Raw genomic sequence first — 22,151 nt, forward strand, 5'->3', positions numbered from 1 at the left:
GCTACTCCTCGGGGTCTTCGAGGCGGGCGAGGAACTGCTCGAACTGCTCGCCGAGCTCCTCGCCGCTGGGCAGCGGCTGGTCCTCGGCGAGGAGGGACGCGGACGCGGTGTGGAAGGCGTCGTACTGCTGCTCGAGGCCGTGCACCACCTCGCGCACCTCGTCGGAGTCGGCGATCTGGGTGGCCAGCTCGACCTGGCGGGCCTCGCCGGCCTCGCGCAGCGGCTCGGTGTCCCACTGCAGGCCGGTGACGTCCTCGAGGCCCTCGACCAGGGCGGCCGAGGCGCCGGGGTAGTCGAACTGCGCCACGTAGTGCGGGATGTGGGCCACGAAGCCCATCGCGTCGTGCCCCCACTCCCCCAGGCGCACCTCGAGCAGCGCCTGGGCGCTGGCCGGGACGCGGATCTCGCCCTTCCAGACGTTGTCCTGCACCAGCAGCCGCTGGGCGTTGGCGTGGTTGGTCAGCTGCACCGGGCGGGTGTGGGGCACCGCCATCGGCACCGAGCCCAGCGAGACCACGAGCCGCACGCCGAAGTGCTCGACGACCGCACGCACGGCGCGGGCGAAGCCCTCCCAGCGGAAGTCGGGCTCGGGCCCGCTCAGCAGCAGGTACGGCGCGCCGAGCTGGTCCTCGAGCAGCCGCACGACCAGCCGCGGGGCGACGTAGTCGGCGTAGCGGTCCTCCAGGAAGGTCAGCGGTGGGCGCCGCGCCCGGTAGTCGTAGAACTCGTCGATCTCCAGGCTCGCCACCACCCGGCCCGACGGGTCGCCCTGCAGGTGGGCCACCGCGATCCTCGAGGCGTTGCCGGCGTCGAGGAAGCCCTCGAGCGCCACCACGAGCACGGGACCGTCGCTGCGACCCTCGAGCTCGGGGACCTCGTCCACGATGTGCACGAACCGTGCCTGGCTCACCTGACCTCCTCCGGTGCCCGCTCGGGCACCGTCCCACCCTAGTCGGGGGTGCGGTCGTGACCCTGGCCGGACCGGGCAGCAGCGTGGTCGACCGGGGGCGCGCCGTCGGCCAGACCGACCCGGCTGTGCTTGTAGCCGTAGGCGAAGTAGATCGCGAAGCCGAGCGCCATCCAGATGAGGAACCGCAGCCAGGTCTCGATGGACAGGTTGAGGGCCAGGTAGACGCACACCACGGCGGCCAGGATCGGCAGCACGGGGCTGAACGGCACCTTGAACGAGCGCTCCAGGTCGGGGCGGGTGCGGCGCAGGATCGGCACGGCCAGCGAGACCAGTGCGAACGCCGTCAGGGTGCCGATGTTGACCATCTCCTCCAGGTCGCCGATCGGGGTCAGCGAGGCGACCAGCGCCACGGCGGTGCCGATCGTCAGGGTGATGGTGACCGGGGTGCCGGTGCGCTTGGAGGTCTTGGCGAACGCGCGCGGCAGCAGGCCGTCGCGGCTCATCGAGAACAGCACGCGGACGGCGCCGATCATCAGCGTCATCACCACGGTCGTGAGGCCGGCGACCGCGCCGGCCGAGATGAGGGTGGCGAAGCCGTCCTTGCCGACGTCCTGGAAGGCGGTCGCCAGCGCGGCGTTGGGGTCGATCCGGTCGTAGCGGACCATTCCGGTGATCACCAGCGCGACGGCGACGTAGAGGAAGGTGCAGATGACCAGCGAGCCGATGATGCCGCGCGGCAGGTCCTTCTGGGGGTTCTTGGCCTCCTCCGCGGTGGTGGCCACCACGTCGAAGCCGATGTAGGCGAAGAACACGATCGAGGCGCCCGAGACGATGCCGAGGATGCCGTAGGTCTGCGCCTCGAAGCCGAAGATCCACTGGAACAGCGGCTGGGTGATGCCGCTGGCGTCCTGGGAGCCGGCCGACGGCGGGACGAACGGCGTGTAGTTGCCGCCCTTGACGAAGAACAGGCCGGCGACGATGACGAACAGCACGATGAACAGCTTCACGCCGACCAGCACGAGGTTGACCCGCAGCGACTCCTTGATGCCGACGGCGATCAGGGCGGTGAGCACGGCCACGAGCAGGAACGCCGCGAGGTTGACGTGGCCCCAGCCGGACTCCGCGGCCGGGCCGATGGCGTCGGGCCAGCCCAGGCCGATGGCGTCGAGGAAGTTGACGAAGTACTGGCTCCAGCCCTGGGCCACCACCGAGGCGCCCAGCATCAGCTCGAGGATCAGGTCCCAGCCGATGATCCAGGCCACGAGCTCGCCGAGCGTCGCGTAGGAGAAGGTGTACGCCGACCCGCTGACAGGCACCGTCGAGGCGAACTCGGCGTAGCACAGCGCCGCCAGGCCACAGCACACGGCGGCGATGACGAAGGAGAAGACGACCGCCGGTCCGGCGTACTGCTGGGCCGCCTTGCCGGTGAGGGTGAAGATGCCGGCGCCGATGATGACGCCGATGCCGAACACCGTCAGGTCGAGGGCGGTGAGGTTCCGCTTGAGCTTGAAGTCAGGGTCCTCGGTGTCGCTGAGCGACTGCTCGACCGACTTGGTTCGCAACAGGTCCATGGGCGGCACGCTACAACCGGGCAGGCCCCGTGACGAGACGCCCCGCGCCGGGCCGCCGGGTCAGCCGTAGAGGCTGCGGATCCGCGCCGCGGCGCGTGCCGCGAGCTGCCGGGAGTCCATCCCGACGACCCGTCGCAGCACGGCGTCCTGGGCCTCGTCGGGGGTGCCGCGGCCGTCGTCGTGCAGGGCGGCGACCAGGTCCCACACCCGGTCCTCGCCCTGGGCCGTGGCCAGGTGGTCGACCGCCATCCAGCTGAGGGCGTAGTTCCACTCCTGGTCGCTGCCGTTGAACTCCCCCGACACCGGCAGCCGGGCGTCGCCCTCCCGGGCCCGCTCGACGGCGGCCGTGGGGATGATGCGCTGGTCCAGCGGCACGCTGCGGGCGCCGAGGTACTCCGCCAGGCCCTCGGAGAGCCAGGTCGGCGCGCCGTCGTCGCGGGTGCCGAGCGCGACGTGGCTCAGCTCGTGGCGCACGATCCGGCCCAGGAACGGCTGGCCGGCGGCGACCGAGCCCGCCATCACCAGCATCCGGGTGGAGGCGACCGGCGAGCTCTCCGGCGCGGCGTACGTCGGGAAGGTCATCGCCCCGAGCAGGTCGATCGAGCCGCCGGGGACGTCGGTGAAGGAGTCGAGCACGGCCGAGTCCTCGACGCTGTAGACCACGACCTGGCCGGGCCAGGTGAACGGCAGCGCCTCGTCGACCTGCGCGATCCCCTGCTCGACCGACGACATCACCAGGTCGGCCGAGGGGGCGGTGCGGCGGTCGAAGACCCCGAGCACGCCCGGTCGCCGGCGCACGGTGACGGCGGCGAGGTCCCAGGGCGCGGGGGCGCCGGCGTACATCGGCTCGTCGGCGGCACCGCGGTCCGAGACCAGCCGCGGCCGACCCCCGACCCAGGTGAAGGCGAAGCCGACGGTGCGGCGCACCGGCCGGGTGTCGAAGTCGCGCAGCTGGGTCACCAGGTCCACCTGCGGGACCTGGGCGTCGGGGCCCCAGCCGGGCCGGCGGGTGACGTCCCACTGCTGGGGCAGCACCCGGTAGTCGAAGCGCTCCAGCGGGAGCTGCACGACGTTGGCGAAGTAGCGGCGCTGCCGGGCCACGAACGCGCGGTCGCGGCGGTCCAGGCTGCGCAGGAACAGCGGCAGGTCGCCCTCGCGGACCGCGCGGGCGCGCTGGTCGAGCACGCGCTGCTCGCGGGCCCGGCGCTGCTCGGGGGTCAGCCGGGCGGCGGGCGATCCCTGGGAGCCGGCGGCGCTGCCGTCGGCGGGGCCCAGGGCGCTGCCGGGGTCAGCGTCGTCGCTGCGACAGCCCGTCGGCAGCAGCAGGAGCAGCGCCGTCAGCAGCACCGCGGTCGAGCGCGGTGACCTCCTCGACGATCCCCCGCGCCAGCGACTGCGCCGTGAGGCCGATCCGCTCGAGGATCGTGTCGCGCTTGGCATGGTCGAGGAACTCCTGGGGGATCCCGTGCTGGCGGAACGGCGTCGCCACCCGCTCGTCGTTGAGCAGCTGCAGCAGCGTCGAGCCGCATCCCCCGACCCTGCCGTTGTCCTCAACGCACACCACCAGGCGATGGTCACGGGCGAGGTCGACGATCGCAGGATCCCACGGCTTGACCCAGCGCGGATCGACAACGGTGACACCGATCCCCTGGTCGGCCAGCCGGGCCGCGACCTCGACCGAGACCGCTGCCATCGAGCCGATGCCGACGATGAGCACGTCGCGGGCCCCGTCGCGCACGAGCACGTCCATCGTGCCGACGCGGTCGACCGCCTCGATCTCCGCGGCGGGCGGGGCCCCCTTGGGCAGCCGGACCACGGTGGGCGCGTCCTCGACGGCCACGCTCTCGCGCAGCAGCTCGGCGACGCGGACGCCGTCGCGCGGCGCGCTGATCCGCAGGGTGGGCACCACCTGGAGGATCGACATGTCCCACATGCCGTTGTGGCTGGCCCCGTCGTCGCCGGTGACGCCGGCCCGGTCGAGCACGAAGGTGACGCCGCAGTGGTGCAGCGCGACGTCCATCAGCACCTGGTCGAAGGCCCGGTTGAGGAAGGTGGCGTAGATGGCGACCACCGGGTGGAACCCGCCCATCGCCAGGCCCGCGGCGCTGGTGACGGCGTGCTGCTCGGCGATGCCGACGTCGAAGGTGCGCTCGGGGTACGCCGCGGCGAAGCGATCGAGCCCCACGGGGTAGAGCATCGCGGCCGTGATGGCCACGACGTCGGCGCGCTCGGCGCCGATCGCCACCATCTCCTCGGCGAACCAGTCGGTCCAGATCCGGCCCTTGGGGCTGCCGACGCCGGTGAGGACGTCGAAGGGGCCGATCTGGTGGAACTGGTCGGCCTCGTTGCGCTCCGCGGCGTCGTAGCCGAAGCCCTTGCGGGTGACGGCGTGGACGATCACGGGCCCGCCGAACTTCTTGGCCTGGGTCAGCGCGTGCTCCATGGCCTGGCGGTCGTGGCCGTCGACGGGGCCGACGTACTTCAGGCCCAGGTCCTCGAAGAGGCCCTGCGGGGCGAGGGCGTCCTTCATGCCCTTCTTCATGGCGTGCAGCGCGTCGTACACGGCCGGGCCGACGCCGCGGACGCCGTTGAGCCGGCGCTTGACCACGTCGAGCAGCTGCTCGTAGCGCGGGCTGGTGCGCAGCGCGGTGAGGTGGTCGGCCAGGCCGCCGACGGTCGGCATGTAGGAGCGGCCGTTGTCGTTGACGATGATCACCAGCCGCTTGTCGGGCCCGTGCCGCGGCGTCTCGGCGATGTTGTTCAGCGCCTCCCAGGCCATGCCGCCCGTGAGCGCGCCGTCGCCGATGACGGCGACCACGTGGCGGTCCTCGCCGCGCAGGGCGTAGGCCTTGGCCAGGCCGTCGGCGTAGGACAGCGAGGTGGAGGCGTGGGAGTTCTCGACGATGTCGTGCTCGGACTCCGCCTGGCTGGGGTAGCCCGAGAGACCGCCCTCCTCGCGGAGCCGGTCGAACCGGTCGGCGCGCCCGGTGAGCATCTTGTGGACGTAGGCCTGGTGGCCGGTGTCGAAGACCACGCGGTCGCGCGGGGAGTCGAAGACGCGGTGCAGCGCGATGGTCAGCTCGACCACGCCGAGGTTGGGGCCGAGGTGCCCGCCGCGCGGGGCGCAGGTGCGGATCAGCTCGTCGCGGACCTCGGCGGCCAGCTCGTCCAGCTCGTGGTCGTCGAGGCGGGCGAGGTCGGCGGGGCCGGTGAGCTGTTGCAGGTGACCCATGTGAGTCGCTGCCTCCTGACGTGCCGTGCGGGGTGGGTGAGGGCCGTCGGCACGCGGACGGCGGGCCTCGGGGTCGGGTCCCGGGGCCGGGTCTCCCGAGTCTAGACGGGGCCCACGACCGCTCCGGGCGGGGCGTCGAGGGCCCCCTCGACCAGGAGCAGCGCCGACTCCTCGAGGCTGGAGAGCCACAGCCAGCCGTCGTGCTCGCGCACCCCGGTGACCATGTGGAAGTCGTGGGGCGGGAGCACGACGTCGTGGACCAGCCGGCCGGTCGCGTCGTAGGCCTGGGCGTGGACCTGGCGGATCGGGGCCGGGAGCAGCGCCGGCGGCACCCGCCGCAGCGCCCGGCGCAGGCCGGCGGGCGCATGGGCGCGCAGCAGCTCGAGGGCCGCGACGGGCGGCGAGGCGAGCGCCACCCAGACGAGCCCGTCGCTGCCGAGCGAGACGTTGTCGGGGTAGCCCGGCAGGTCGGCGACCAGCAGGTCGTCGGTGCCGGCGCGGTCACCGGTCAGCCAGAGCCGGCGCACGGTGCGGGCCCCGGTCTCGGCGACCACGACGAACGAGCCGTCGGCCGCCAGCGCCACGCCGTTGGCGAAGTCGAGGCCGCTCAGGTGCTCCTCGACGTCGCCGTCGGCGCGCCGGCACAGCAGCCGTCCCGAGGCGGTGCGCTCGACGAGGTCGGCCCGCCAGCGCGCGAGCGGGTGGACGGCGCTGGAGTCGCTGAACCAGATCTCGCCGGCGGCCCCCACGGCCGCGTTGTTGCACACGCCGATCGGGCGGCCGGCGGCCTCGGTCGCCAGGACCTCGACGCGACCGTCGCGGCGGTCCAGCGCGAGCAGCCCGCGCTCGGCGTCGGCCACCACGAGGCGGTCCTCGTCGAGGAGCTCCAGGCCCAGCGGCCGCCCACCCGTGCGGCCCACCTCGGTGAGGGAGCCGTCGCGCGAGACCCGCACGACGGCACCGTCCTCGGTGCCGGTCAGCGCGTCCCCGGAGGGCTCGACGACGACGTCCTCGGCGCCGTGGCCGGGCACCTCGAGGCGGGTGGCGGTGGCGCTCACCGGGCCGCTCCCCCGACCAGCTCGCGGTAGAGGTCGCCGGCCAGGAACTGCGGCAGGAACCACGCGCACGACTCGGCCAGGTCGAGCGCGGTCACCTGCGACGGGTCGACGAACACGATGGCGCGCCCCTCGCCGAGCACGATGTCGTCGTCGGTGAGGTCCACGCGGCCGGCGTACACCTGGTAGGAGGAGGTGTGCCCGTCGGTGTAGCGGAACTCCTGGGCCCGCCACAGCTGCAGGTCGGCGCGGACCCCGGTCTCCTCGAGCAGCTCCCGGTGCACCGCCGCGTCGAAGTCCTCGCCGTCCTCGACGTGGCCCCCGACGATGCCCCACTGGTCGGCGGCCCGGGGCGCGTGCTCGTCGCGGTGCTGGAGCAGGACCCAGCCGCGGGGATCGACCAGGAAGACGACGGCGATGCGGGGCACGCTGAGCACCCTAGGGGCTCAGAGCCGGGCCACGAAGCGCCGCCCGCGCAGCGCCTCCTCCACCAGCCCGACCTCGCGGCGCAACCCGATCAGCCGGGCCGACTCCTGCTGCCAGGTCTGCACGGCCGCCTCCACGACGTCGGGGTCGGCCACCTCGCGCAGCTCACCACGGGCCTGGCTCAGGCCCCGGTTGACGGCGTCCTGGCACGCCTCGACGTGGAGCACAGCGAACCGGGCGAGCACCACGACGTGGCGCCGGACGGCCGGGTAGGAGCGGTACTCCGGGGGGCACAGGTCGAGCAGCCACGAGGTGGCGGTCGCCTCCCAGTCGGGGACCCCGGGCGGTCGGACCTCGTGGGGCCAGCCCGGCGGGGCGACGCCGGCGCTCCCCTGCGGCCGGTGGCGGGGCTGGCGGGCGGGCGGCGAGAACATGCGCTGATCCTAGCCGACCTTCGAACACGTGTTCGATCCTCGACGAGATCCGGTCCACCTGTCGATCTCGGGGCGCCTCGTTCGTCAAGGTGGTGTGGCGGACCTCGCCACCCACCTCGAGAGGATCGATCCCATGACCGACACCTACGTCTTCCTCATCCGCGAGCACGACTGGGACTCCGACCGGTTCCTGCCCGGGGCCGAGGAGGCACCCGACCTCGACGCGACCTTCGGGGAGCACCGCGAGTTCCAGGAGGCGGTCGCGGCGCTCGGCGCCCGCATCGTCGGCGGCCAGGCCCTGCAGCACGCCCGGCACGGCGGGGTGGTCACGCCCGGACCGGAGGGGCGCCAGGTCGAGGACGCCGTGTGGACCGACAGCCCGTACGCCGACTCCAGCGAGCTGATCACCGGCTTCTACGCCGTGGAGTGCGCCGACGACGCGCAGGCCCGCACGGTCGCAGCGCTGGTCCCGACCAACGGCACCGTGGAGTGGCGCAAGGTCTTCCCCACCGGGTGACCCGACGCTGTCGGGACGCACGGCCGCTGGGCCACGATGGGGTCGTGCGTCCCACCAGCGAGCAGTTCCGGGCGGCCTGGCCGCGGGCCGTCCGGGTGGTGGCCGCGTGGAGCGGCAGCCTGGACGCGGCCGAGGACCACGTCGCGGAGGCCATGGCGCGCGCGGTCGAGCACGACGACGTCGAGGACCTCACCGCCTGGTGCGTGCGGGTCGCGAAGCGGTCCCTGATCGACGAGCGCCGGCGCGCCGAGGTGCTCACCCGGATCACGCCCGACCTCGCCCGGGCGGAGGTGGCAGCGACCGTGACCGACGACCGCGACGGCCCCGACGCCGGCACCCTGCCGGACGGTCTCGACGACCGCACCGCCCTGCTGTTCGTCGCCTGCGACCCGGCCCTGTCCCCCGGCGCCCAGCTGGTCCTGGCCCTGCGGGTGGTGTGCGGCCTGCCGCTGCGCGAGGTCGCCCGCCACCTCGGCCTGACCGAGACCACGGCCGCGGCCCGGCTCACGCGCGCCAAGCGCTCCCTCGCCCGGGCCCGTGGCAGCTTCCAGGTGCCCGACGCGGCCGAGCGGCTGGAGCGGCTGCCGGTCGTGGCGGACTGCGTGGCGGGGCTGTTCACGGTCGCGCACCGCGCCGGCTTCGACCCGCCGGACGCCCTGGCCGACACCGGCAGCCAGGCGCTCTCCCTCGCCGACGCGCTGGTCGCCCTGCACCCGGGCTCGACCGAGCTGCGAGGACTGCGGGCCGTGGTGCGGCTGGGGCTGGCCCGTCGCCCCGGACGGGTCGACGCGGACGGCGTCGCGCTCACGCTCGCCGAGGTCGACCGCTCCCGCTGGGACACCCGGCTGGTGCGGCTCGGGCTCGCCGACGCCACGAGCGCAGCGGCCGGCGACGGACGCTTCGCCCTCGAGGCCGCCATCTCCGGCCTGCACACGGTGGCCCCGAGCTCCGAGCTGACGGACTGGCCGCGCATCGTGCAGCTCTACGGCGCGCTCGAGCAGGTGTGGCCCTCCCCCGCCGTCACGGTGGCCCGTCTGGCGGCCCGTCTGGCGGCCCAGCTGGCGGATCGCCCGCTGCCCGCCGACGCCGCCGTCGTGGCCGAGGTCGAGGCCGCCCTGGTGTCGCTGGCGGCCGACGGCCCCGGTTACGCGCGCCGGGACGCGGCGTACGCCCTGGCGGACCTGTGCTGGCGCACCGGACGCGGCCCGGAGGCGGCGGCGCGCTACCGCGCCCTGGCGCAGCAGGCCGACGGGGAGCCGGTGAGGAGGTTCTGCGAACGTCGCGCGGCTCAGGCCGAGCGCATCGGGCCGCCGCCGCGGCCGTAGGACTCGGCGACGACCTCGGCGACCACCGACAGCGCGATCTCGCCCGGCGCCTTGCCGCCGGTGTCGAGGCCGGCGGGCACGTGCAGCTTGGACAGCCCCGGGGCACCCTCCTCGGTCAGCTCCGCGACCAGGCCCTCGGAGCGGCGCCGGCTCGCCATCATCGCGACGTACGACGCGTCGGAGGCCAGCGCGTGCCGCATCACGGCCGGCGCGTCCGGGGCGTCGTGGTCGCACAGCACCACGGCGTCGCCGGCCCGCAGCGAGAGCCCCTCGACCTCGGCCAGCCCGCGGCCGCCCTCGTCGGGCTCGACCAGGACCGTCTCGCGCCCGACCACGCCCGCGATCGCCGCGACCGCCTCGGAGATCGGGTTGCGCGTCAGCAGCACCACCCGGCCAGGGGCGCCGCCGTCGTCGGACCAGGGCTGCTCGCGGGGCGTCGTCATGGGGCCAGCCTGCCTCAGGCCAGGCTCCGCACCAACAGGGTCAGCGCCGAGGCCGCGCACAGCGCCAGCACGGCGTACCTCGTCAGGCCGGGGGCCAGGTGGCCCTGCAGCCGCACCCCCAGGACCTGCCCGAGCAGCAGCACCGGCAGCAGCACCACCGACAGGAGCAGGCTGCCGGGGTGCAGCCGGCCCGCGAGCCCGAGACCGGCCAGGGACAGGGCCGCCCCGGCCGCGAAGAAGACCGCGAGCGTCGAGCGCAGCTGCTCCGGGGGTCGGCGCTGGTAGACCAGGGCCACGGGCGGGCCGCCGATGGAGGTCGTGGTGCCGGCCACCCCGGACAGGAACCCGGCGGTGGCCAGCGTCGGGCGCGAGGCGCGCAGCTCCCAGGTGCCGAGGCTCGCCGCGACGGCCAGCAGCACCATCACGCCGACCGCGACGCCCAGCGACCGGTCGGAGAACGCCGCCAGCAGCAGCACGCCGACCGCCACGCCCGGGACCCGCGCCCCCAGCACCCAGCCGAGCCCCGGCCAGTCGATGCCGCGCCTGGAGTGCAGCAGCGTCAGCAGGGGCAGCAGGATCGCCAGCGCGAGCACCAGCTCGGGCATCAGCCGCGGCGCCACCAGCGTCACCACCGGGGCCGAGACCAGCGCGAGGCCGAGGCCGACGAGGCTCTGGGCCAGGGCCCCCACCAGCACCGCGAGGGCCACGAGGAGCAGGACCGGCAGCGAGACCCCGAGGATCACGCGCCGCTCACCCGGGCAGGAAGGACAGCCGGACCTGCCGCTCGGCGTTGTCGACGTTGAGGTCGACCAGGCAGATGCTCTGCCAGGTGCCGAGCGCCAGCCGCCCGTCCAGCACCGGCACCGTGGCGTACGGCGGCACCACGGCCGGCATCACGTGCGAGCGGCCGTGCCCGGGCGAGCCGTGGCGGTGGCGCCAGCGGTCGTCGGCGGGGAGCAGGTCGCCCAGGGCGGCGAGCAGGTCGTCGTCGGACCCGGCGCCGGTCTCGATGACGGCGATGCCGGCGGTGGCGTGCGGGACGAACAGCTGGAGCAGCCCGTCGCCCTCCCCCGCGACGAAGTCGGCGCAGTCCGAGGTCAGGTCGAGCACGACCTCCTCGTCACCGGTGCGGTAGCGACGCAGCTCGGACCTCATGGGGTGCTCTCCTCCTGCTGGTGGGTGGTGCTGGTGGTGGGCGCCAGGCCGAGGGCCTGCTCGACCTGGGCGAGCTGCGGGTCGCGCAGCCCGGCGGCGTCGTGGCGCCACCACACGTCGGGGTAGACCACGCGTCCGCTCATCCAGTCCTCGGCCGCCTCGAGGCGCACCACCTGGCACGCGGGGGCCGGGGTGCGGTCGGTGGCCGGGGCGATGCCGTGGGCGGCGGCCGGCTCGAACCCGTGGCGGCCGTAGTAGCCGGGGTCGCCCTCGAGGACCAGCCAGGGGGTCCGGGCGCGACGGGCGGTGGCGACCGCGGCCTCCAGCAGGGCGGCGCCGACGCCGCGGCCCTGGTGCGCGGGACGCACCGCGAGCGGGGAGAGCAGCCACACGTCCACCAGGCGGCGACGGGCGTCGAGCCAGGCGCGCGACAGGCCGACGTGGCCGACCAGCTCGCCGTCGCGCTCGGCGACCAGCGAGGCGCGGAGCAGGTCGGAGGTGCCGACCTGGCGCCACAGGGCCGCCACCTGGTCGCCCTCGGCCCCGAAGGCCTCGCGCACCAGGGCGAGCACCTGGTCGTCCCACGTCGCCGGGCGCACCACGAGCCCCGGCGGCGGGGTCACGACAGCCGCTCCTGCACCCGCTCCACCTTGGCGGCCAGCTGCCCGTCGTACCCCGGGCGGACGTCGGCCTTGAGCACCAGCCCGACCCGCGGGTAGCGCGCGGCCACCACGTCGACGCACTGCTTGACGACCGCCATCACCTCGTCCCACTCCCCCTCGATGTTGGTGAACATCGCGTTGAGCTCGTGGGGCAGGCCGGAGTCGCGGACGACCTGCACGGCGGCGGCGACCGCGTCGCTGACCCCGCCGTCGGCGGCGGCGGCTCCCTCGAAGGGCGCTCCGGACGGGCTGATGCTGATGGCGACGAGCATGTCCCCACCCTGTCATGCCGCTCCCGGCGCGCCGTCGTGTTTTCCGGCACCGCCCGCGTGGGCGACAATCAGGCGTCGCGCGGGGGCGCGACGCGGAGGGGGGATCGCGTGGACCTCAGGGTCTGGGCCTCGCGGCTGGCGCTGCTGCTGGTCGCGGTGGTGCTGCTGGCCAACCCCGCGCGCCTGCCCATGGCGTACGCCGCGTGGCCGGCGCTGGGTCTGGTCGTCGCGCTGCTGCTGCACCTGCCCGCGCGGCTGCGGCTGCGGGCCGCCCTGCTGGTGGTGCTCGTCAGCGCCCCGGCGATCGCGATCGGGTACGACGCCCCCGTCGTCCTGGGCCTGGCCGGCGCCCTCGCGCTGGTGGCGCCGGCCGTGCTCGTGGCCCGCTGGCTGCTCCCGGACCCCGCGGACCAGGACCCGGGTCCGCCGCCGGTCGACAGCGCCCGCTTCCTCGCCGTCACCTTCGCCGGTGCCCTGGTCAACCTGCCGCTGCCCGTCGGGGCCGCGCTGGCGCAGGACGGCGCGGCCGCGGCGGCGTCGATGGCGCTGGTCTCCCTGCTCGGCGCCCAGTCGGCGCTGCTCGTGGTGCTCCCCCTGTTCGTCCGCACCTCCGACCGGCCGGCCTCGGGCAGCCGCACGGAGCTGGCGCTGCAGCGGCTGCTCGTGGTGGCGGTGGTCGTGGGGGTCTTCGTGCCGCGCTCGACCCTCGGGCTGGCGTTCCTCGTGCCGCCGGTCCTGGTCTGGGCCGCGGTGCGGGCCCGGCAGCGCGAGGCGCACGTCCAGCTGTTCCTCGTCAGCACCGCCTCCTACGCCTGGTCGGTCGCGGGGCGAGGTCCCTACGCGCCCGGCTCGGTCGGCGACCTGTCGCCGAGCCTCGAGGCGGCGCTGCTCTACCTCTACGTCCTGGCCCTGTGCTTCTGCTCGGTGCCGCTCGCCCACGTCGTCGACCGGCTGTCCACGGTCACGCGGCAGGCGGTGGGCGCCTCCTCGGCCGTGGAGCAGATGCTCGACTCCGCCACCGGCACCATGTTCGTCGCCGTCGACGGGGCCGGGCTCATCACCCACTTCAACACCGGCGCGCAGCAGACGCTGGGCCTGGCCGCCGAGGAGGCGGTGGGGCGCTCCCCCGTGGTGTTCATGCCACCGGACGAGATCGAGCGCCAGGCGGCCCACTTCGGGACCGAGCCCGACCCCACACGGGTGATGCTCGCGCAGCTCGAGACCGGCGAGCGGCGCCCCTGGCACCTGCAGCGCGCCGACGGCAGCCGGCGCACCGTCTCCCTCGGCGTCAGCCGGATCACCGAGCCGTCGGGCCGCGTCGGCGGCCACATCTTCACCGGCGAGGACATCACCGAGCGGCTGCGCGCGGAGCAGGCGATGCGCACCGCGCTGGAGCGCGAGCACGAGTCGGTCAAGCGGCTGGAGGAGGTCGACCGCGTCAAGCAGGAGCTGGTCTCCAACGTCAGCCACGAGCTGCGCACCCCCATCACCAGCATCGCCGGGTACGCCGAGCTGCTCGCCGACCGCAGCCTGGGCGACCTGGCCCACCCGCAGCTGGACGCCGTGCAGCGCATCGAGCGCAACACGCTGCGCCTGCAGGGCCTGGTCGAGGACCTGCTCACGCTCTCGCGCGCCGAGGCCGGCCGGCTGCAGCTCGACCGCAGCCCGGTCGACCTGCGCCGCGTGGTCGGCGGCGCCTGGGAGATCTTCGAGGAGCAGCTGCGCCAGCGCGACCTGCGTGCGGCGCTGCGCCTGCCCTCGGGTCCGGTCACCGTGCTGGGCGACGCCGACGCGCTGGAGCGGGTGGTGACCAACCTGGTCTCCAACGCGGTGAAGTTCACCCCCGACGGCGGCGAGGTCGAGGTGACCGTCTCGCAGCGGGAGAACGGCGCCGCGCTGCTCGTGGTGCGCGACACCGGCATGGGCATCGCGCTGCCCGACCAGGAGCAGCTGTTCACCCGCTTCTTCCGCTCCGCCGCGGCCACCGACGCCGCCATCCAGGGCACCGGCCTGGGCCTGAGCATCGTGCACGCGATCGTCTCCCACCACGGGGGCCAGGTGTCGATCCGGTCCCGTCCGGGCCAGGGCACGCGCGTCCACGTCGAGCTGCCCGCCACCACCTGAGCGACACCGCACCCCGGCGCTCGCGACGCCGCACGCGACGCGGCACGATGGAGCCGACCGGTCGGGACGCACCGAGAGGAGGCGCCGTGACGACGACCCCCGGCGCTGCCCCCGAGCAGCGGGCCGACGCCGGACCCCTCGGGCGGACGGCCCTCGTGACCGCGGTGCTGCTCGCGCTGGTGGCACTGTCCGTGCTGCCTCCGCAGTGGGAGCTCGGCCGCGACATGTGGTGGCCGACGCTCGGGCTGAGCGCGGCGCTGCTCGTCTACCTCGGACGCCGCCGGTTCCCGGCCTGCCTCGTCGCGCTGACCGTGCTGCTGGCCCCCCTGCTGGCGCTGGCCTACGACCTGTCCCCCGCCACCGCCGTCGGCGCGACCACCACCGTCACCGCACCCGCCCTGCTGGCGGCCTGGCTGCTGGACCCCGGCGGCCGGGTCGGGGCGCTGCCGGCCGCCACCTTCGGCTCCCGCCGCTTCCACCTCGTGGTCCTCGGCGTCGGCCTGCTGTGCGCCCTGGTCGCCTACCCGTTCGTGGTCGGCACCCGGGGCAGCGGCGCCGCGCTGCCGGTCTGCGCGCTGGCCTTCGTCACCGCCGTCACCGCGCTGCTGGTCGTGCTCCCGCTGCTCTCGGCCCCGGGCCGGCGGGCGGCCGCGGCCGGGCGGGTCGAGCTGCTGGCCCAGCGGGCGGCGCTGGTGCTGGTGGTCGCGGCGATCTTCTGGCCCACCACCGGGGTGGGCCTGATCTTCCTGCTCTTCCCGGTGCTGGGGTGGGGCGGCCTGCGCGCCGGCCAGCGCGAGACCCACCTGCAGGTGTTCGGCACCAGCGTCGCGGCGTACGTCCTCACGCTGGCGGGCCACGGCCCGCTGGCCGCCGACCTCCCGGGCAACCTGCCGCCCGCCTTCTCCGACGTGACGCTGTTCCTGTTCATCGCCTCGCTGTCCTACCTCGTGGTGCCGCTGGCCCGGACCGTCGACCGGCTCTCGGCCGTGACCCGCCAGCAGGAGCGCTCGGAGACCACCGTCGAGCGGATGCTCGACTCCGCCACCCGCACGGTCTTCGTGGCCACCGACGAGCTCGGCCGGATGACGCACTACAACGACGGGGCGCACCAGACCCTGGGGTACGCCGCCGCGGACGTGCTCGGTCGCAGCCCCGTGATGTTCCACACCGCCGCCGAGGTCGCCCGCCAGGCCGCGCACTTCGCGACCCCGCCCGACCACACCGCCGTCGTGATGGCCCAGGTCGCCTCCCGGGAGCGACGCGACTGGGAGTTCGTGCGCCAGGACGGCGAGGTCCGGATGATCTCGCTGGAGCTCAACCAGATCACCGCCCCCGGCGGGCGGGTGCTGGGCTACATCGCCTCGGGCGAGGACATCACCGAGCGGCTGCGTGCGCAGGAGGCGCTGGTGACCGCCCTGGACCGCGAGCACCAGTCGGTGGTCCGCCTCCAGGAGGTCGACCACGTCAAGCAGGAGCTGGTCTCCAACGTCAGCCACGAGCTCCGCACGCCGATCACCAGCATCTCCGGGTACGTCGAGCTGCTCGCCGACGGCAGCCTGGGCGAGCTCAGCCCCTCGCAGCGCGACGCGGTCGACCGGATCGAGCGCAACACCGCGCGCCTGGGACTGCTCGTCGAGGACCTGCTGCTGCTGTCGCGGGCCGAGGCGCGCCAGCTCGACCTGGTGCAGGACGAGGTCGACCTGGTCGGGGTGGCCGGCGAGGCGGTGGAGCTGCTCGACGAGCTGGTCCGCAGCCGTGACCTGGCCGTCGCCACCACGCTGCCCGACGCGCCCGTCACCGTCGTCGGCGACCCGGTCGCCCTCGAGCGGGTGGTGACCAACCTGGTCAGCAACGCCGTCAAGTTCACCCCCGATGGGGGCCGGGTGGCGGTGTGCGTGTCCGCGGACGGCGGTGCCGGCGCCGGCGGTCCCCGGGCCGCGGTGCTCGAGGTCAGCGACACCGGGATGGGCATCAGCGAGGAGGACCAGGCGCAGCTGTTCACGCGGTTCTTCCGCGCGGCCGAGGCGACCGACAGCGCCATCCAGGGCACCGGCCTGGGCCTGAGCATCGTGCACGCCATCGTGGAGCAGCACGGCGGCGAGGTCGCGATCGCCTCGCAGCCGGGTGCCGGGACCACCGTCACGGTCCGGCTGCCGCTGGCGGCGCCGGAGGCACCCGGACGTGCCACGGGGCCCGTCACCTCGCGGTGACGGGCCCCGGGACGAGCGGCTAGGCCTTGCGCAGGTTGCGCAGGACGAACTGCATGATGCCGCCGTTGCGGTAGTAGTTCGCCTCGCCGGGGGTGTCGATGCGGACGACCGCGTCGAACTCGGTGTCCCCCGCCGTGACCTTGACGGTGCGGGGGGTGGACCCGGAGTTCAGCTCGGTGACGCCGCTGAAGGAGAACTCCTCCTCGCCGGTGAGGCCGAGCGACTCGGCGTTCTCGCCCTCGGGGTACTGCAGCGGGAGCACGCCCATGCCGATGAGGTTGGAGCGGTGGATCCGCTCGTAGGACTCGGCGATGACGGCCTTGACCCCGAGCAGCGCGGTGCCCTTGGCGGCCCAGTCGCGCGAGGACCCGGAGCCGTACTCCTTGCCCGCCAGCACGACGAGCGGGGTGCCCTGTGCGAGGTAGTTCTCGCTGGCCTCGAAGACGGTGCTGTCGGCGCCGTCCCGGGTGAAGTCGCGCGTGAACCCGCCCTCGGTGCCCGGGGCCAGCTGGTTGCGCAGCCGGATGTTGGCGAAGGTGCCCCGGATCATGACCTCGTGGTTGCCGCGGCGCGAGCCGTAGGAGTTGAAGTCGCGCTGGCCCACGCCGTGCTCGGCGAGGTAGCTGCCCGCCGGGCTGTCCTTCTTGATGGCACCGGCCGGGCTGATGTGGTCGGTGGTCACCGAGTCGCCCAGCTTGAGCAGCACCCGGGCGCCGGTGATGTCCTCGACCGGGCTCGGCTCGTCGGGCATGCCGTCGAAGTAGGGAGGCTTGCGGACGTAGGTGGACTGCGGGTCCCACTCGAACGTGTCGCCCTCGGGGGTGGGCAGCGAGCGCCACTGCTCGTCGCCGGCGAAGACGTCGGCGTAGTCCTCGGTGAACATCTCCGAGGTGATCGCGGAGGCGATCACCTCCTCGACCTCCGAGGCGGAGGGCCAGATGTCGCGCATGAAGACGTCGTTGCCGTCCTCGTCGGTGCCCAGCGGGTCGTTGAACAGGTCGACGTCCATCGAGCCGGCCAGCGCGTAGGCGACCACCAGGGGCGGCGACGCCAGGTAGTTCATCTTCACGTCGGGGTTGATCCGGCCCTCGAAGTTGCGGTTGCCCGAGAGCACCGAGGTGACGGCCAGGTCGCCGGCGTTGACGGCGTCGCTGACCTCGGGGATGAGCGGGCCGGAGTTGCCGATGCAGGTGGTGCAGCCGTAGCCGACGAGGTTGAAGCCCAGCTTGTCGAGGTACGGCGTCAGCTCGGCGCGCTCGTAGTAGTCCGAGACGACCTTGGAGCCCGGCGCCAGCGTGGTCTTGACCCACGGCTTGGTGGTGAGGCCCTTCTCGACGGCCTTCTTGGCCAGCAGCGCCGCGCCGATCATCACCGAGGGGTTCGAGGTGTTGGTGCACGAGGTGATCGCCGCGATGGCGACCGCGCCGTGGTCCAGGTCGAACTCGGTGCCGTCGGAGAGCCGCACGTGCTGCGGGTTGGACGGACGTCCGTCACCGCTGCCGGCGGGGTGGTTGCGCCAGTCGTCGGGCTTGCCCTCGCCGTTGCCGCCCTCGGAGACCGAGGGGGCGTCGCTGGAGGGGAAGGACTCGGCCGAGGCCTCGTCGACCTTGGAGCGCACCGAGTCGCCGGCCTCGCCGTCGACGTAGTCGCCCAGCGAGGTGCGGAAGGCCTCCTTGGCCGAGGACAGCGAGACCCGGTCCTGGGGGCGCTTGGGCCCGGCCAGCGACGGGACGACCGTGGCCAGGTCGAGCTCGAGCTTCTCGGAGTAGCGCGGCTCGGCGGCGGGGTCGTGCCACAGACCCTGCTCCTTGGCGTACGCCTCCACGAGCGCGATCTGCTCCGGCGTGCGGCCGGTGAGCTCGAGGTACTTGGTGGTCTCCTCGTCGATCGGGAAGACCGCGATGGTGGAGCCGAACTCCGGGCTCATGTTGCCGATGGTGGCGCGGTTGGCCAGCGGCAGCGCGGAGACGCCGGGGCCGTAGAACTCCACGAACTTCCCGACCACGCCGTGCTGGCGCAGCATCTCGGTGATGGTGAGCACCAGGTCGGTGGCGGTCGCGCCCTCGGGCAGGTCGCCGCCGAGCTTGAAGCCGACCACGCGCGGGATCAGCATGGAGACCGGCTGGCCGAGCATGGCCGCCTCGGCCTCGATGCCGCCGACGCCCCAGCCCACCACGCCGATGCCGTTGACCATCGTGGTGTGGGAGTCGGTGCCGACGCAGGTGTCGGGGTAGGCCGTGAGCTCGCCGTCGACCTCGCGGGTGAAGACCACGCGGGCGAGGTGCTCGATGTTGACCTGGTGGACGATGCCGGTGCCCGGGGGCACGACCTTGAAGTCGTCGAAGGCGCCCTGGCCCCAGCGCAGGAACTGGTAGCGCTCGCGGTTGCGCTCGTACTCGATCTCGACGTTGCGCTCGAACGCCTCGGGGGTGCCGAAGACGTCGGCGATCACGGAGTGGTCGATGACCATCTCGGCGGGCGCGAGCGGGTTGATCTTCGACGGGTCGCCGCCGAGGTCGCTCATCGCCTCGCGCATGGTGGCCAGGTCGACCACGCAGGGCACGCCGGTGAAGTCCTGCATGATCACGCGCGCGGGCGTGAACTGGATCTCCTTGTCGGGGTGGGCGTCGGCGTCCCACCCGGCCAGGGCCCGGATGTCGTCGGCGGTGATGTCCGCGCCGTCCTCGGTGCGCAGCAGGTTCTCCAGCAGCACCTTGAGGCTGAACGGGAGCGAGTCGACGTCGAGGCCCTCTCCCTCGACCGCGCTGAGGCGGTAGATCTCGTAGGACTTGCCGTCGACGTCCAGGGTGCCCTTGGCACCGAAGCTGTCCTGTCGCTCGCCTGAGCCAGCCATGGTTCTCCTCGCGTTGCGTGTGGTGTCCGGTCCATCTTGCCCACGCGCCGTGGCGGTGGGAAGCGAAGGTGACCCTCACCCGGGGGTGTGCGGGACATTTATCTTGACGTCAAGATACCACGGCGGGGGTGGCAGCGCCCCTGATGCGGGCGGCTAGCGTGGCCGGATGCGCTACCGGACCCTGGGAAACAGCGGCTGCTCGGTCTCCGAGCTCTGCCTCGGCACGATGACCTTCGGGGCGGAGACGGACGAGGCGGGCTCCCACGCCCAGCTCGACCGCTTCGTCGAGTCGGGCGGCACGCTCGTCGACACCGCCGACGTCTACAGCGCGGGGGTCTCGGAGGAGATCATCGGCCGCTGGTACGCCGACCGCCCGGCCGAGGTGACCGACCGGGTCGTGCTCGCCACCAAGGGCCGCTTCGCGACGGCCTCCGAGCCCAACGGCGTCGGCACCTCGACGCGCCACCTGCGCCGCGCCCTCGACGCCTCCCTGACCCGCCTCGGCGTCGACCACGTCGACCTCTACCAGGCCCACGCGTGGGACCCCCACACCCCGCTCGAGGAGACCCTGCGCACCCTCGACGGCTTCGTGCGCAGCGGCAAGATCGGCTACTACGGCTTCTCCAACTTCAGCGGCTGGCAGCTGACCAAGGCCGTCCACCTCGCCCGCGCCCTCGGCCTCGCCGCCCCCGTCACCCTGCAGCCGCAGTACAGCCTGATCGTCCGCGAGATCGAGTGGGAGGTCGTCCCGGCCGCCCTCGACGCCTCGATGGGCCTGCTCCCCTGGAGCCCCCTCGGCGGCGGCTGGCTGACCGGCAAGTACCAGCGCGACCAGCGCCCCACCGGCACCACCCGCCTCGGCGAGGACCCGGGCCGCGGCATGGAGGCCTGGGAGCGGCGCGGCACCGAGCGCACCTGGGCCGTCGTCGAGGCCGTCCAGGCCGTCGCCGAGGCCCGCGGCGTCTCGATGGCCCAGGTGGCCCTGTCCTGGGTCACCGACCGCCCCGGCGTCACCTCCACCATCCTCGGCGCCCGCACCGTGGAGCAGCTCGAGGACAACCTCGGCGCCGCCGACGTGCGCCTCACCCCCGAGGAGACCGCCCGCCTCGACGACGCCAGCGACCTCCACGCCACCGACTACCCCTACGGCTCCCTCGGCATCGACCAGCGGTCGCGGGAGCTGGCGGGCGGGTAGGCGCGCGAGGCCGGCCCGCGGTTTCCCAAGGTCCCCTGGGGTTCCGCGTCGTCCGGACGTGCCGCACGTGACGCGCCGTACGCCGGGTGCCGTGTGGTCGGACGACCGGGCACGGGGCCGGCCCTGTGGACGGCCGTTGGCCGCACCGGCCCTCCGGCGTCAGGGTCGGGGGGTGCCGCATCGCTGGGAACCCACCGCCCCCTGGCCCACCGACCTCGTGCGACCGGTCGCGGTCGACCCGCTCGGGGTGGCCGGACCGACCAGGCGCGAGGCCGCCGGACCGTACTGGGTGCGTACCTCGACCGCCCGCTACGTCCCCGCCGACACCGACCGGACACGCGCCGAGCAGCGGGTCCTCGAGCAGGCCGAGCGGCTGCCACCTGCGGGAGCCGTCACGGGCTGGGCGGCGTGCCGGGTGCACGGTGCGGCCTTCTTCGACGGTCTCGCCGACGACGGGCGGACCCGCCTCCCGGTCCCGCTCGCCGTGGGGCCGTCGGGACGGCTGCGCGGTGACCCCGGGGCCACGGCCGTGCACCACGTCCTCCTCCCGTCCGACCGTGCTCACCTCCACGGCATCGCGACGGTCGTGCCGGTGCGGGCGGCGTACGACGCGGTCCGGCTGGCCGCGGGGCCGCGGGGCGCGGTGGTCGCCCTCGACATGGCCCTGGCCGCGGGGCTGACCACGCTCGAGCAGCTCGCGGCGTACGCCGACCAGCAGCCGCGCGACCGCCGGACGGTGCTCCGCGCCGCCGGGTTCGCGACGCCGCACAGCCGGTCGCCCCGCGAGAGCCGGCTGCGGCTGGCGTGGCTCCTCGATGCCCGCCTGCCCGCGCCCCTGGTCAACCCCACCATCCGCGACCGGGCGGGTCGGTTCCTCGGGATCGCCGATCTCCTCGACCCCGTGGCCGGGCTGGTCGCGGAGTACGACGGGGCCGACCACCGGACCTCGCGCCGTCAGGCCGCCGACCTGGGACGGGAGGACCGGCTGCGCCGGGTCGGGCTCGAGGTGGCGCGCTTCTCGGGGCCCGACCTCGCCGACCGGGCGCTGGTGGTGCGACGGCTGCTGGAGGCCCGCGCCCGGTGCCGCTTCGACGGCGACCTCGACCGGGCCTGGGTGGCGATCGCGGCCAGCTGAGGGCCACTGTCCGACCGCACGGCACCTGGGGTACGGCGTGTCGCGTGCGGGGCGTACGGACAGCGCGGTTTCCCAGGGGCCCCTGGGAAACCGCGGGTCCCCCTCACACCGGCAGCCGGTCCCCCCGGGCGAGGGCGAGCTCGGGAGGGGCGGTGAGGCGCCAGGCCTCGAAGACCAGCTCGGCGAGCTCGGAGCGCTCGACGCCCTCGAGGTGGACCACCACCCAGCCGAAGCCGCCGGCGGTGAACTGCACCTCGAACACCTCGGGGCGCTCCCCCACCAGTGCGGCCTGCTCCACCAGGGTCTGCTTGAGGCCGACGGTGCGGGTGGGCTCCCACAGGTAGCCGAAGGTGCGGCCCGCCACCTGGATCACCCGGTAGCGGGCGTTCTGGTGGACGACCACGTCGTCGAGCTGCGCGACGAGGGCGAGGGCGTCGTCCGTGGTGGGCATGCCTCAGTCTCCACCGCAGCGCCCGAGTGGTGACGGCCCATCGGCAGCTCTGGGCCGTCTCGCGCAGCGACGAGGTGGTCGGCGTTCCTTGGGGCGAGGTCGAGGTCGAGGTCGGGGTCGTGCAGGACCGTGACGATGGCAGTGCCACGCGCCCGGTCGAGGTCGTTCACCAGGTCCCGC

At 74.2% G+C, this 22,151-nt stretch carries 20 protein-coding genes; 6 read left to right on the forward strand and 14 right to left on the reverse strand.

All coding sequences use genetic code 11. From position 1 onward, the window contains the following. Position 1 precedes the first annotated feature (1 nt). The 7 genes from BLU55_RS06435 to BLU55_RS19380 form a co-directional block, all read right to left on the reverse strand. Complete coding sequence (locus BLU55_RS06435; protein WP_091727432.1) at positions 2-910, reverse strand: proteasome assembly chaperone family protein; 909 nt, start codon at positions 908-910, stop codon at positions 2-4. A gap of 38 nt (positions 911-948) precedes the next feature. Further along, positions 949-2,481 carry an amino acid permease gene (locus tag BLU55_RS06440; protein WP_091727434.1) on the reverse strand — a complete coding sequence of 511 codons (1,533 nt, stop codon included), beginning with the start codon at positions 2,479-2,481 and terminating at the stop codon, positions 949-951. Between the two features lie 60 nt (positions 2,482-2,541). Next, complete coding sequence (locus BLU55_RS06445) at positions 2,542-3,828, reverse strand: gluzincin family metallopeptidase (RefSeq protein WP_091727437.1); 1,287 nt, start codon at positions 3,826-3,828, stop codon at positions 2,542-2,544. Further along, on the reverse strand, positions 3,770-5,713 hold the full coding sequence (gene dxs / locus BLU55_RS06450; RefSeq protein ID WP_091727439.1) for a 1-deoxy-D-xylulose-5-phosphate synthase: 1,944 nt from the start codon (positions 5,711-5,713) through the stop codon (positions 3,770-3,772). The genes BLU55_RS06445 and dxs overlap by 59 nt, the downstream gene beginning before the upstream one ends. 101 nt (positions 5,714-5,814) lie before the next feature. Further along, the gene (locus BLU55_RS06455; RefSeq protein WP_091727442.1) at positions 5,815-6,771 is read right to left on the reverse strand and encodes an SMP-30/gluconolactonase/LRE family protein; all 957 of its coding nucleotides are present in this window, start codon (positions 6,769-6,771) and stop codon (positions 5,815-5,817) included. After that, positions 6,768-7,196: an NUDIX domain-containing protein gene (locus BLU55_RS06460; RefSeq protein ID WP_157682755.1), complete on the reverse strand. Its 429-nt coding sequence runs from the start codon at positions 7,194-7,196 to the stop codon at positions 6,768-6,770. Before BLU55_RS06460 ends, BLU55_RS06455 begins: the two co-directional genes overlap by 4 nt. Positions 7,197-7,214: 18 nt before the next feature. After that, entirely contained in the window at positions 7,215-7,628 is a 414-nt protein-coding gene (locus tag BLU55_RS19380; RefSeq protein ID WP_157682756.1) for a hypothetical protein, read from the reverse strand. Between the two features lie 133 nt (positions 7,629-7,761). Between BLU55_RS19380 and BLU55_RS06465 the strand changes: the two genes are divergently transcribed. Both BLU55_RS06465 and BLU55_RS06470 read left to right on the forward strand, forming a co-directional pair. Next, on the forward strand, positions 7,762-8,145 hold the full coding sequence (locus BLU55_RS06465) for a YciI family protein (RefSeq protein WP_091733525.1): 384 nt from the start codon (positions 7,762-7,764) through the stop codon (positions 8,143-8,145). A 44-nt stretch (positions 8,146-8,189) separates the two neighbouring features. Beyond that, positions 8,190-9,470: an RNA polymerase sigma factor gene (locus BLU55_RS06470; RefSeq protein WP_091727447.1), complete on the forward strand. Its 1,281-nt coding sequence runs from the start codon at positions 8,190-8,192 to the stop codon at positions 9,468-9,470. On the opposite strand, the gene BLU55_RS06475 is transcribed toward BLU55_RS06470, so the two are convergent. The 5 genes from BLU55_RS06475 to BLU55_RS19715 are packed head-to-tail and all read right to left on the reverse strand — an operon-like array spanning position 9,434 to position 12,002. Beyond that, entirely contained in the window at positions 9,434-9,913 is a 480-nt protein-coding gene (locus BLU55_RS06475; RefSeq protein ID WP_091727450.1) for an XdhC family protein, read from the reverse strand. The two genes, BLU55_RS06470 and BLU55_RS06475, sit on opposite strands and share 37 nt — an antisense overlap. A 14-nt stretch (positions 9,914-9,927) precedes the next feature. Beyond that, positions 9,928-10,656: a sulfite exporter TauE/SafE family protein gene (locus BLU55_RS06480; RefSeq protein WP_231917082.1), complete on the reverse strand. Its 729-nt coding sequence runs from the start codon at positions 10,654-10,656 to the stop codon at positions 9,928-9,930. Positions 10,657-10,663: 7 nt separating this feature from the next. After that, entirely contained in the window at positions 10,664-11,068 is a 405-nt protein-coding gene (locus tag BLU55_RS06485; protein ID WP_091727453.1) for a YjbQ family protein, read from the reverse strand. Then, positions 11,065-11,691, reverse strand: coding sequence for a GNAT family N-acetyltransferase (locus BLU55_RS19610; RefSeq protein WP_197681117.1), 627 nt, complete (start codon positions 11,689-11,691; stop codon positions 11,065-11,067). The genes BLU55_RS06485 and BLU55_RS19610 overlap by 4 nt, the downstream gene beginning before the upstream one ends. Beyond that, complete coding sequence (locus BLU55_RS19715; RefSeq protein WP_091727456.1) at positions 11,688-12,002, reverse strand: thiamine-binding protein; 315 nt, start codon at positions 12,000-12,002, stop codon at positions 11,688-11,690. The genes BLU55_RS19610 and BLU55_RS19715 overlap by 4 nt, the downstream gene beginning before the upstream one ends. A 108-nt stretch (positions 12,003-12,110) precedes the next feature. Between BLU55_RS19715 and BLU55_RS06500 the strand changes: the two genes are divergently transcribed. Continuing rightward, on the forward strand, positions 12,111-14,126 hold the full coding sequence (locus BLU55_RS06500; protein WP_091727458.1) for a sensor histidine kinase: 2,016 nt from the start codon (positions 12,111-12,113) through the stop codon (positions 14,124-14,126). Between the two features lie 86 nt (positions 14,127-14,212). After that, the gene (locus BLU55_RS06505) at positions 14,213-16,336 is read left to right on the forward strand and encodes a sensor histidine kinase (RefSeq protein ID WP_091727461.1); all 2,124 of its coding nucleotides are present in this window, start codon (positions 14,213-14,215) and stop codon (positions 16,334-16,336) included. 19 nt (positions 16,337-16,355) lie between these two features. Here the strand turns inward: BLU55_RS06505 and BLU55_RS06510 are convergent, their stop codons facing one another. Continuing rightward, positions 16,356-19,190: an aconitate hydratase gene (locus BLU55_RS06510; RefSeq protein ID WP_091727463.1), complete on the reverse strand. Its 2,835-nt coding sequence runs from the start codon at positions 19,188-19,190 to the stop codon at positions 16,356-16,358. 166 nt (positions 19,191-19,356) lie between these two features. On the opposite strand from BLU55_RS06510, the gene BLU55_RS06515 reads away from it, so the two are divergent. Both BLU55_RS06515 and BLU55_RS06520 read left to right on the forward strand, forming a co-directional pair. Then, positions 19,357-20,385, forward strand: a complete 1,029-nt coding sequence (locus tag BLU55_RS06515) for an aldo/keto reductase (RefSeq protein ID WP_091727466.1) — start codon at positions 19,357-19,359, stop codon at positions 20,383-20,385. A gap of 172 nt (positions 20,386-20,557) precedes the next feature. Beyond that, complete coding sequence (locus tag BLU55_RS06520) at positions 20,558-21,520, forward strand: hypothetical protein (protein ID WP_172833878.1); 963 nt, start codon at positions 20,558-20,560, stop codon at positions 21,518-21,520. A 103-nt stretch (positions 21,521-21,623) separates the two neighbouring features. On the opposite strand, the gene BLU55_RS06525 is transcribed toward BLU55_RS06520, so the two are convergent. Further along, positions 21,624-21,971 (reverse strand): MmcQ/YjbR family DNA-binding protein, encoded by a 348-nt coding sequence (locus BLU55_RS06525; RefSeq protein WP_091727471.1) that lies wholly within the window; start codon positions 21,969-21,971, stop codon positions 21,624-21,626. Positions 21,972-22,151 lie beyond the last annotated feature (180 nt).

This window comes from Nocardioides scoriae, assembly GCF_900104965.1.
GTDB lineage: Bacteria > Actinomycetota > Actinomycetes > Propionibacteriales > Nocardioidaceae > Marmoricola > Marmoricola scoriae.